General features: G+C 54.5%; 10 protein-coding genes and 2 tRNA genes. 1 reads left to right on the plus strand and 11 read right to left on the minus strand.

The window, feature by feature from the left end:
* Positions 1-20: 20 nt before the first annotated feature.
* The 10 genes from rimP to rlmE all read right to left on the minus strand — a co-directional run bounded on the left by rimP (position 21) and on the right by rlmE (position 10,230).
* Positions 21-488: a ribosome maturation factor RimP gene (gene rimP, locus GTU79_RS23720; protein ID WP_214513424.1), complete on the minus strand. Its 468-nt coding sequence runs from the start codon at positions 486-488 to the stop codon at positions 21-23.
* A 193-nt stretch (positions 489-681) separates the two neighbouring features.
* Positions 682-758 (minus strand) — tRNA-Met (locus GTU79_RS23725).
* 248 nt (positions 759-1,006) lie between these two features.
* Positions 1,007-2,251 carry a hypothetical protein gene (locus GTU79_RS23730; RefSeq protein WP_214513425.1) on the minus strand — a complete coding sequence of 415 codons (1,245 nt, stop codon included), beginning with the start codon at positions 2,249-2,251 and terminating at the stop codon, positions 1,007-1,009.
* Between the two features lie 310 nt (positions 2,252-2,561).
* Positions 2,562-2,648 (minus strand) — tRNA-Leu (locus GTU79_RS23735).
* A gap of 154 nt (positions 2,649-2,802) precedes the next feature.
* Complete coding sequence (gene secG / locus GTU79_RS23740; RefSeq protein WP_132925791.1) at positions 2,803-3,135, minus strand: preprotein translocase subunit SecG; 333 nt, start codon at positions 3,133-3,135, stop codon at positions 2,803-2,805.
* A 209-nt stretch (positions 3,136-3,344) separates the two neighbouring features.
* Entirely contained in the window at positions 3,345-4,682 is a 1,338-nt protein-coding gene (gene glmM, locus GTU79_RS23745; protein WP_203523946.1) for a phosphoglucosamine mutase, read from the minus strand.
* Complete coding sequence (folP, locus tag GTU79_RS23750) at positions 4,679-5,524, minus strand: dihydropteroate synthase (protein WP_132925787.1); 846 nt, start codon at positions 5,522-5,524, stop codon at positions 4,679-4,681. Before folP ends, glmM begins: the two co-directional genes overlap by 4 nt.
* Positions 5,525-5,686: 162 nt before the next feature.
* Positions 5,687-7,081: a group II intron reverse transcriptase/maturase gene (ltrA, locus tag GTU79_RS23755; RefSeq protein WP_203523947.1), complete on the minus strand. Its 1,395-nt coding sequence runs from the start codon at positions 7,079-7,081 to the stop codon at positions 5,687-5,689.
* A 526-nt stretch (positions 7,082-7,607) separates the two neighbouring features.
* Positions 7,608-9,545, minus strand: a complete 1,938-nt coding sequence (gene ftsH, locus GTU79_RS23760; RefSeq protein WP_132928003.1) for an ATP-dependent zinc metalloprotease FtsH — start codon at positions 9,543-9,545, stop codon at positions 7,608-7,610.
* Positions 9,546-9,600: 55 nt separating this feature from the next.
* Positions 9,601-10,230 carry a 23S rRNA (uridine(2552)-2'-O)-methyltransferase RlmE gene (rlmE, locus tag GTU79_RS23765; RefSeq protein ID WP_132925785.1) on the minus strand — a complete coding sequence of 210 codons (630 nt, stop codon included), beginning with the start codon at positions 10,228-10,230 and terminating at the stop codon, positions 9,601-9,603.
* Positions 10,231-10,376: 146 nt separating this feature from the next.
* Between rlmE and yhbY the strand changes: the two genes are divergently transcribed.
* Positions 10,377-10,670: a ribosome assembly RNA-binding protein YhbY gene (yhbY, locus tag GTU79_RS23770; RefSeq protein ID WP_132925783.1), complete on the plus strand. Its 294-nt coding sequence runs from the start codon at positions 10,377-10,379 to the stop codon at positions 10,668-10,670.
* Between the two features lie 117 nt (positions 10,671-10,787).
* Here yhbY and greA read toward each other — a convergent pair whose 3' ends face one another.
* Positions 10,788-11,264 (minus strand): transcription elongation factor GreA, encoded by a 477-nt coding sequence (gene greA / locus GTU79_RS23775; RefSeq protein ID WP_214513426.1) that lies wholly within the window; start codon positions 11,262-11,264, stop codon positions 10,788-10,790.
* Between the last annotated feature and the right edge of the window lie 210 nt (positions 11,265-11,474).

The raw sequence follows: 11,474 nt of genomic DNA on the forward strand, positions 1-11,474 counted from the left end.
CTAGTTGCCTCATTAAAACGTTAAAAGTGGGGTACCAGGTTCGCTTTCTGGATGTTGCTTAAAGCGAACACTTCATCTTTTCCTTCCACCGTCACCGTGATCATTTCGCCGTCAACCGTTTTAATGATTCCCTGCCACTTGCGACGATTCTGCATCGCAATACGCAATACGACGCTGACTTCTTCACCGATAAACTGCATATAGTGTTTGGCGGCGAATAACGGACGATCGAGCCCAGGCGAAGAGACCTCAAGGCTGTAAGCCACTGAAATAGGATCTTCGACATCCAGTACCGCGCTGACCTGGTGGCTGACATCAGCACAATCATCGACAGTGATACCCTTGTCGCTATCAATATAGATACGTAATGTCGACTGGCGGCCCCGGATAAACTCTATGCCCACAAGCTCATAGCCCAAGGCTTCCACCGGTGCGCTGATCATCTCCGTCAATTTTGTTCTAATGTGGCCAAGCCCACCCCAAGACATAAAAAGGGCTAAAAGCCCGTAGTTCTAGCATTTAATAACAAAAAACCCCGAAAATTCGGGGCTTTTTGCGACTGGGACCCTGTAAGCCGCAAGCGGCTTTACAACATTCCATAGAATCTTTTTTCAAACGCCGCTGCCATAAGATCAGTATAACGCTTAAGCAGTATATTTGAAAAAGAACTCTGAGGGAAAGTGGTTGCGGGGGCCGGATTTGAACCGACGACCTTCGGGTTATGAGCCCGACGAGCTACCAGGCTGCTCCACCCCGCGTCTGAAATCGTTGCGAATATTACGCTGATAACCGCCAAAAAGCAAGTTATCATTATGTTAGGAACAGAGATAAAATGAGAAACATCCGTTTAACCCACTGTGCCGAAAAGAAGTTTTACGCCACAAACGCTATTCTCGTTCACGGAGCGGAGAGCCGATACAGATACGCCTGCCCTTGAACCTGCCCGGCATTCGTGCGAGGGTGCCGAGTATTCCATAAGTCTAAAACCAGGGCAAGCAGTGAATGCTCATCGTTTTTTTTGCGGTTCGGTGGCGACTAAATTATTTTCAAACATTTTAATTAAGTCACGAACTTTCCGTCCGTCCGAGGTTCCTGCGTTCCCGGCGGGAACCTTAACCGGTGCCTTGGCCACTGTCCTGGAAGCGGCAACCGGTACCTGAGCTGCTTGCGCGGCCACTGTCCGGGGAGCGGCGACCGGTGCCTGAGCTGCTTGCGCGGCCACTGTCCGGGGAGCGGCGACCGGTATCTGAGCTGCTTGCGCGGCCACTGTCCGGAGAGCGGCGACCGGCGCGGCATCAGTGGCAGGGTTTCCTGCGTCTACCGGATGAGTAGGCTTGGCGGATTGGTCGGGGGCGTATTTGGAAAAATACTCCGCTGTAGCGGGATCGTACTCAACCAGGTCAAGCGCCCATTGGGGAATTTTTTTGCAATATGACACCGCCTGCTCTGGTCCCAATTCATTCAGTGTTTTGACCAAAAAATGAGCTGCTTGTTTTGACTTATAGTTAAGCGCCGGGCTCGCGGTCAATTTGGTGCACAATTCGGCCAAACTATTGAAAGTCCATTGCTTGTCGCCAATGTCCTTGCCCATAATAACCCTGTCGGCATGAGCCCCTCTGAATTCACCGTTCGTACCCGCACGTCCATCTATAAAGAATGCTGAAATAGTCCTATCGGCGGAAACGGGCAGTGGTTGGGCGAATATCATCTTATAGCTAGTGGGTATTGTTTTGCCGTCTGAGGAACCATTGTTTACAATGCGGATATTAGCGGACGAAAATAGGTCAGAGTCGGGATTGGCGGCCAGAAAGTCCCTCACCGCTTTGGCATTGTCATCGGTTAGATCCGATTTACCATCGTTAGTGAGACAGCTTAAAACCCCCTCGGGAGTGACTTTATAGCTGTTCGGATCCTTCAACATATCTAAAAGCGGATCGTCGGAGGGCACCTTCCCCTTCACAGGCATGGACGTTGTTTTGCCGGGAAATTTAAGCTTTGCCTGGAAAGCCATGAAACTTTTGGCGAAAGCAACAACGAATGTTTTCACCATAAAAAGCGGCCTTAATGCCGTATTGCCAGCCGACCGTAATTTTTCGACCATTCTCGCCGCAGAGGCGCTCACAGGTTTGGTGTCTTTTTCACCCTGATTGTCGATCTCTGCATTTTTATGTTTCGGTGCTCCATTGACCCTAGATAAGAACGCCGGGAACAAATTCATGGTTATCTCTCCAGAATAGGTGAATTTCAGCATGCTCCAAACCAAGGTGCTTTACCTGGCCAATCACGCATCATTCTCAAAGGATTATTAATGTGGAATTCAATAACGCCACTATCGCATAGAGGAATTATTTAAAATTGTATATTTCGCTTACGCAGCTATCTGCCGGCAGGAATACCTCACCAGCAAGTCGCGTTCCTGAGGATTGTGGCGGGGAAATAATATATACGGTTATGTGGATAAAGCAGAAAGGCCTGAAAGCGCTGACTCACTCTATATGGAGTTACCCGACGCGCATCAGTAATAACAAATCCTAATGGAAAACAACCTGACTAAACGATATTGGTACCGAGGACGGGACTTGAACCCGTAAGCCCAATCGGGCACTACCACCTCAAGGTAGCGTGTCTACCAATTTCACCACCTCGGCACTGATAATTCGCTTACTGCCTGCACAACCCATTTTGCATACCCAGCTAATACCGGGCAGATTCTAGCGGGCTGAGGTTACACCGGATATTATGCATTGACAAAACACCGGCGTACTTCCATCACGTCTATCACAGCGGATAGAACGTCACGGATTATTGCGGGATATCGTTATTCGATTTAGCCGGCGCCTGGACAGGTGCTTTTTCCGATTGCACGGGCTGGCTCAGATTATCCCACTCGCTGCCTTTCTTGGTATGACTGCCGTTCAAATTGCCCAACACCAGGCTCAGAATAAAAAACAATGTCGCCAGCACCGCCGTCACACGGGTCATGAAGTTACCGGAACCGCTGGATCCGAACAGGGTCGCGGAAGCGCCTGCGCCGAACGAGGCCCCCATATCAGCACCCTTACCTTGCTGCAGCATGATCAGCGCAACCAGCCCGACAGCTACCAACAGGAATATGACTAACAGAGCTTCATACATAATCTTTTGTGTCCTTGCGGGTTTGACCGCACATTAAACGACTGCCCCGGTTCGGCGATTATAAACTCCGACTGAAGCGGGTGTGAATACTAACGAAAGCAAGGTGCGCACGCAAGGGTAAATTGCGGCTAACGAACTGATTGCGGAAAAAAACGTCACGGCGGCAACAGCCAACGCCTGGAGGCGCCGGCATGCCATGCCCCCTCTCCTCAACCGGCGGCTTTCACCGCATCGGCTATCAGATGAGCCAATCGTTTGACCTGTTCGTCATCTTCGCCTTCCACCATGACCCGGATCAGCGGCTCGGTGCCGGATTTACGCAGCAATACCCGGCCCTTTCCGGCCAGCGCGCTTTCCACTTCCGCCAAGGCCTGTTTCACCAGCGTCGATTCCAGCGGATCGTTACTGCCGTCAAAACGCACGTTCACCAGTATTTGCGGCAGCAGGCGCATGCCGCTGCAGAGGTCGTGCAGGTTCATATGATTCCCCACCATGGCGGACAATACCTGCAGACCGGCGATAATACCGTCGCCGGTGGTGGTTTTATCCAGCAGGATGACATGGCCGGAATTTTCCGCCCCGATGCGCCAGCCCTTTTCCTGTAATTTTTCCAGTACATAGCGGTCGCCCACTTTCGCCCGCACAAACGGAATGCCCAGTTGCCTAAGGGCCAGTTCCAGCCCCATATTGCTCATCAGGGTGCCCACCACGCCGCCGCTCAGCTGGCCCTGTCGCAGCTTTTCCCGGGCGATGATATAGAGGATCTGATCCCCATCCACCTTATTGCCGAGATGATCAATCATGATCACCCGATCGCCGTCGCCGTCATAGGCGATACCCAGATCGGCTTTTTCGTCCAGTACACGCCGTTGCAATAACCGCACATCGGTGGCGCCGCACTCCTGGTTGATATTCATCCCGTCCGGCTGGCAGCCGATGGCCGTGACATCGGCCCCCAGCTCCCGCAGTACGCTGGGGGCGATGTGATAGGTAGCGCCGTTGGCGCAATCCACCACGATTTTCAGGCCTCGCAGGCTGCTGTTGCTGGGGAAGGTACCTTTGCAAAATTCAATATAGCGGCCGGCCGCATCGACGATGCGGCTGGCTTTACCCAGTTCGGCGGACTCCACGCAGGTCAGGTTCTTTTCCAGCTCCGCTTCGATGGCTTCTTCCACCTCATCGGGTAACTTCGTGCCGTCTATGGAGAAAAACTTGATGCCGTTATCATAAAAGGGATTGTGGGAAGCGGAAATCACGATCCCCGCCTCGGCCCGGAACGTGCGCGTCAGATAAGCGATGGCGGGGGTCGGCATCGGTCCGGTAAACGCGGCGGATAAACCCGCCGCCGCCAGACCGGCCTCCAGGGCGGATTCCAGCATGTAACCGGAGATTCGCGTATCCTTGCCGATGATAATCTTGCGCGATCCGTGGCGAGCCAGTACCTTGCCGGCGGCCCAGCCCAGTTTTAATACGAAATCCGGTGTGATGGGACTGTCCCCTACCTTGCCGCGAATACCGTCCGTTCCGAAGTATTTATGATTACTCATACAAATAGTGATTCCTTCGCTGAAAGAGTCGCTTTGACGATAAGCATCGCCTCAATGGTTTCTTTGACATCATGGACGCGGATAATACGGGCACCCTGCATGGCGGCGATGACCGCACAGGCCACGCTGCCGATGACGCGCTGCCCGGCAGGAGCCCCGGTCAGCTGCCCTACCATGGATTTGCGGGACATTCCCACCAGTATCGGCAACCCGAATTGGCTAAAATCAGCCAGCCGGGCCAGAAGTCGGTAATTATGCGCTGAATTCTTGCCAAAACCGAAGCCGGGGTCGAGGATCAGGCGATTTTTTTCAATGCCCGCCATCTGGCACTCGGCGATGCGCCGGACAAAAAAACGCTTCACGTCCTCCAGCACATCTTCATAATAAGGCGCCTGCTGCATGGTACGCGGCTCCCCCTGCATATGCATCAGACAGATGGGCAAGCCGCTGTCCCGGGCCGCCTCCATGGCGCCGGTTTCGCCCAGGGCGCGGATATCGTTAATCATGTGCGCCCCCGCCGCCGCGCTCTCCCGCATCACCAGGGCCCGGGAGGTATCCACCGAGATAAATACCTCAAAGCGCCGCGCCAGCGCTTCCACCACCGGCAGCACCCGCTCGGCTTCTTCCTCGGCGCTGACCGCCGCAGCGCCGGGGCGGGTGGATTCGCCGCCGATATCGATAAGCGTAGCGCCGGCCTCGATCATCTCCTGGGCATGCTTTAGCGCCGCATCAAGATGGGTATAGCGCCCGCCGTCGGAGAAAGAGTCCGGAGTCACGTTAAGTATGCCCATGACCTGGGGCGTGCCGAGATCGAGCGTGCGCTGATTAACCATGAGTTGCATAGTGGGATCCCTCCATTTGGAAACCTATGATAGCGGCATATCTTATCACTGTCCGGGCAAAAAGCCCGCCGGCCCCGTCTGATTGTCGCATATCGAGTAGGAGGCGGTCTCATAACCGCCGTCCTCTCACACCACCGTACATACGGTTCCGTATACGGCGGTTCATTTACAACACTGGAACTGCCTGTGCAACTCCAGCAGCGATAACAGACCTGCGCGATCGAAGAGTTTCTTCGTCAACGTTTGATTCATATGACTCGCCCCCGCGTTCCACCAGGGTCCGCGCTGGTTCGTCGCCGATATCCACGCCCTTTCTTCGCTCAGGCCGCCTCTCATCAGCATCCTTGCTCTTGCGTACGGCCTTTTCCAATGCCGCCACATCAGGCAACGCAGTTTACGGCGTATCCAGCTATCCAACTCTTCCAGTATCCCTTTGACTTCGGTCAGCCGGAAGTAACTTATCCATCCCCGCAGCACCGGCGCAAGACCGCTGATCACCGCTTTCAGCGCTTTTGAACAGTTTCCCGTCGTCAGGCTGCGGATTTTATCCTTCAGTCTGACCACGCTGCTCGCGGCTATTTTCAGTCTGGCCTGCCTGTGCCATGTCAGGCTATATCCCAGGAACTTGCGTTCCCAGGGTCTGGCCACCGCGCTTTTATCTCGGTTCACCGTCAACCGGAGGTGCTTTTCCAGATACCGGCTTATCGAGTTCATCGCCTGTTCTCCCGCCTTGCGGCTGCTCACGTAGATATTACAGTCATCCGCATAACGGCAGAACCGGTGGCCCCTGCGCTCCAGTTCACGGTCAAGGTCGGTCAGCAGCAGGTTGGAGAGCAACGGCGATAACGGGCTGCCTTGCGGCATCCCTTCCCGCCGTTTTGTCACCACTTTGCCGCTGACCATGTCCGCTTCCAGATAACGCCTGATGAGCCTGAGCAGTCTGACGTCTTTGATTTTGCGGCTTAGCCTCGACATCATGATGTCGTGGTTAACCCGGTCAAAGAACTTCTCCAGGTCCATATCCACCACCCAGCGCCGGCCGCCTTGCACGTAGGCTTGTGCTTGGCGCACCGCCTGCCAGGCATTGCGGCCCGGTCTGAAGCCGTAGCTGGATTCGGAGAACTCAGGTTCATAATAGGGGGTAAGGTGTTGCTGGATAGCCTGCTGGATAAGCCGGTCCACCACCGTGGGAATACCCAGGACCCTGACTCCGCCGTTAAGCTTGGGCAGTTCGACCCGGCGTATCGCCTGCGGCAGGTAGCTTCCGTCCAGCAGGGCCGCTTTCACCGTCGGCCAGTGCCGTTTCAGCCAGTCTTTAAGTTCGCCGACGCCCAGGTTATCTACCCCTGCTGCGCCTTTATTCTCAAGTACCCGCTGATAGGCCAGCATCAGGTTATTGCGTGTTATCACCGCCTCGATTGACAACGGGTGTTCCGCTTTCGTTTGCCCAGGTTTCGCCGTGCGTGTTTCAGCACCCATGGCAGGCTCCGGCGAATACTGTTCGCCTCCTCCTGTCCGGGCCGCAATGTTTTGCGCTTGTGCCTCATCAATACGCATCGAGATAACCTGTCCTAATCACGGTTGTAGATGTTCAGCCCTTCGCGATGCCGGTTTTGCATCGCTACTACGGCCTCGGCTGACTTCTGCACGTTCATCCCGTCGCCTCTCGGCGCGCGGTAGCACCAAGGCAAACGTGCAGATCTCCCGGGGTAATTCGCGCGACCTTCCTGCTTATGCCTGTCGGATATACGTCGCAGCGTTTCGTGCAAGTATCGGGCTTTGGCGATATTGGACGCCTTACCCCGCTGCGCCGCCTAATCCACTTCCTGTTCGTCAGGCCAGCATTTTGCCTTCGGCTTCCTTCAGATCCCGCCTCGCGGTGGGCACCCTTGCCGTTCGGCTAGCACTTCCCCTTGCCGGGTGTGCAGAGGACTTGCACCTCCAAGTCGCCCCTTGACCACCACAATCCAGGGACAGCGCCCGTCAAGGCGCTACGCGCCATGCCTGGCGCACCAATAAAAAAGCCCCGGCGATTAGGCCGGGGCTTCTAGGGATTGGCAACGTGCGCAGCCGGGACCGGTTGTTACGCCCGGTTATTGCCGAACTGTTCGGACATGGTATTGCCCGTCGGCGTATTGGGCTGATCCACCGGCGTCGGCGCTTTAGGCGTGCCGCCGTTATCGGAGGAGTGGTTGCTCGGCGAATCGTCCCATCCGGCGGGCGGACGGACGGTTTTGCGTCCCATCAAATCATCGATTTGCGGCGCGTCGATGGTTTCATACTTCATCAGTGCATCTTTCATTGAATGCAGGATATCCATATTTTCCATCAGCAGCGTACGGGCGCGAGTGTAGTTGCGTTCAATCAGGGATTTCACTTCCTGGTCGATGATACGCGCCGTCTCGTCGGACATATGCTTGGCTTTCGCCACCGAACGGCCCAGGAAGACTTCGCCCTCCTCTTCGGCGTACAGCAAGGGTCCCAGCTTGTCGGAGAAGCCCCATTGGGTCACCATGTTACGGGCAATGGAAGTGGCCACCTTGATATCATTGGAAGCGCCGGTGGAGACTTTCTGCGGTCCGTAAATGATCTCTTCCGCCAAACGGCCGCCGTACAGGGTGGAAATCTGGCTTTCCAGCTTCTGGCGGCTGGCGCTGATGGCATCTCCTTCCGGCAGGAAGAACGTGACGCCCAGCGCGCGTCCGCGCGGAATAATGGTAACTTTGTGAACCGGATCATGCTCGGGCACCAGACGGCCGATAATGGCGTGGCCCGCTTCATGATAGGCGGTGGACTCCTTCTGCGCTTCCGTCATCACCATGGAACGGCGTTCAGCGCCCATCATGATTTTGTCCTTGGCTTTTTCAAACTCCACCATGGACACCACGCGCTTGCTGCCGCGGGCGGCGAACAACGCGGCTTCATTCACCAGGTTGGCCAAATCGGCGCCGGAGAAACCCGGAGTACCGCGCGCAATCACGGAAGGATCCATATCCGTGGATAACGGCACGCGGCGCATATGCACTTTCAGAATCTGTTCACGGCCGCGGACATCCGGCAAACCCACCACCACCTGGCGGTCAAAACGTCCGGGGCGCAGCAAAGCCGGGTCCAGCACGTCGGGACGGTTGGTGGCGGCAATCACGATAATGCCTTCGTTGCCTTCGAAGCCGTCCATTTCCACCAGCATCTGGTTCAGCGTTTGCTCACGTTCGTCATGACCGCCGCCGAGGCCGGCGCCGCGCTGGCGACCCACCGCATCGATTTCATCGATGAAGATGATGCAGGGAGCGGCCTTCTTGGCCTGTTCGAACATATCGCGCACACGGGATGCGCCGACGCCGACGAACATTTCCACGAAATCCGAACCGGAGATGGTGAAGAACGGCACTTTCGCTTCACCGGCGATGGCTTTCGCCAGCAGGGTTTTACCTGTCCCCGGCGGGCCCACCATCAGCACGCCTTTCGGAATTTTCCCACCCAGCTTCTGGAAGCGGCTCGGCTCGCGGAGATAATCCACCAGTTCGCTGACTTCTTCTTTTGCTTCGTCACAGCCCGCCACGTCGGCAAAGGTTGTTTTGATCTGATCCTCAGTGAGCATCCGGGCCTTGCTTTTGCCGAAGGACATCGCCCCCTTGCCGCCGCCGCCCTGCATTTGCCGCATGAAGAAGATCCAGACGCCAATCAGCAACAGCATCGGGAACCAGGAAATGAATATAGAGGCCAGCAGGCTCGGTTCTTCCGGCGGCTCACCGACAACTTTAACATTCTTGGTCAGCAGGGAATCCAGTAACCGCGGGTCATTGACCGGGATATACGTGGTGTAACGGTTACTGTCTTTCCTGGTAACGGTAATCTCACGCCCGTTAATACGCGCTTCCCTAATCTGATCCTGATTCAATTCAGACATAAAGGTAGTGTAATCCACCTTACGGCCATTGGACTCGCTGGGCCCGAAGCTCTGAAATACAGACATCAGCACTACCGCGATGACCAACCAGAGAATCAGGTTTTTCGCCATGTCACTCAAGGGATTAACCTCATATTACAACGGTGTTAACAATTAGCGTAGGGTACTATACTTTGCGCCCTGTCGCCACAATGTACACTTCTCGCGAACGTGCGCGGGAAGCGTCTGGCTTACGAATCTTTACCTTCGTAAATAGGGAGCGAATTTCCCGCAGGTATTCATCAAAACCTTCTCCCTGAAAGACTTTAACCAGAAAACTGCCGCCTGGTGCCAGCACATCCCGACCCATCTCCAATGCCAATTCCGCTAAATACATGGCTTTGGGAATATCGACAGCCGGGGTACCGCTCATATTCGGCGCCATGTCGGACATGACCACCTGAATTTTTCCTTCGCCTACTCTCTCCAGCAACGCTTTTAATACCAGAGGATCGCGAAAGTCGCCCTGCAGAAAATCAACGCCCACAATCGGATCCATGGGGAGAATATCACAGGCGATGATACGCCCTTTTTTACCAATTTGCGTGGCGACATATTGCGACCAGCCGCCGGGCGCGGCGCCTAAATCCACCACGGCCATGTCCTGTTTGAAAAGCCGGTCGCCCTGCTGTATTTCTTCAAGTTTAAACCAGGCACGGGAACGCAGTCCTTTTTTTTGTGCCTCAAGTACATATTTATCGCTAAAGTGTTCCTGTAGCCACCGACTTGAGCTGCCGGAACGCTTTTTGGTGGTCATTTTATTATCCAACTATCCTGAAAGTGGGGCATTGGTGAAGGAATGAGGCACTCTTGCGCCGGATACAATCACGACCGATTTGGTGATAATCATGAGATGGCGGTAGAATGTGCCGTTTTCAATCCCAACGTAAGCAAAAAAGACAAATGAATCTGAACAACAAGCAAAAACAGCACCTGAAAGGTCTGGCGCATCTGCTCAAACCCGTCGTCATGCTGGGCAATAACGGCCTGACGGAAGGCGTTCTGGCGGAAATCGAGCAAGCCATTGAGCATCATGAGCTGATCAAAATCAAAATCGCCGCCGAAGAACGCGACACCAAAAAGCTCATAGCCGATGCCATCGTGCGCGAGACCGGTGCCGTCTGCGTTCAGATTATCGGCAGCATCCTGGTACTCTACCGTCCGGCCAAGGAGCGAAAAATCACTTTACCGCGCTGACCCTATTGCCGCATCTGCAAAGGTGCCATGCTCTTTAATGCAGGAAAAGGCCGCTTACGGCCTTTTTCCTTTCTTTACAATTCTTCTTACCTGTCATATCTGCGAGCGCAATTGCCCTTACAGATATTCAACTTTCTGGATTTCGTATTCCACATCGCCGCCGGGCGTCCGGATAAGCGCAACGTCGCCCTCTTCCTTTCCCACCAGGCCGCGGGCCATCGGTGAATTGATGGAAATAAGATTATGTTTGAAATCCGCTTCGTCGTCGCCGACGATACGGTAGGTCAGCTCTTCTTCGTTTTCCAGGTTCAGAATGCTCACCGTACTGCCGAATATTACCCGGCCGTTAGCCGACATTTTGGTGACGTCGATAATCTGGGCATTGGATAATTTCGCCTCGATTTCCTGGATACGTCCTTCACAAAACTCTTGTTGCTCACGTGCGGCGTGGTATTCCGCATTTTCTTTCAAATCGCCGTGTTCACGGGCATCGGCGATGGCTCTGATGATTTCCGGGCGACGAACGCTTTTCAACAATTCAAGCTCTTCCCGTAATTTTTCAGCACCACGCAAGGTCATAGGAACTGGAGTCATGGCAATACCTCTGAAATTCATCCTGCTAAGCTTCCCACCTTCAAGACATGCCGTATTCTTGACATGACTTACAGTAGTCACGGCGCTATGGTTTACGCCACTACCTAAGCGGAAAGCAAAAAAATCCTGACCTGAGGAAAAATTCCAGGCCGGGGCAATTTGCATTTTGATACGTATTTTAACCCAGAGTTCCTCATGGGTCATCGTTTA

Source organism: Sodalis ligni, from assembly GCF_016865525.2.
GTDB lineage: Bacteria > Pseudomonadota > Gammaproteobacteria > Enterobacterales > Enterobacteriaceae > Acerihabitans > Acerihabitans ligni.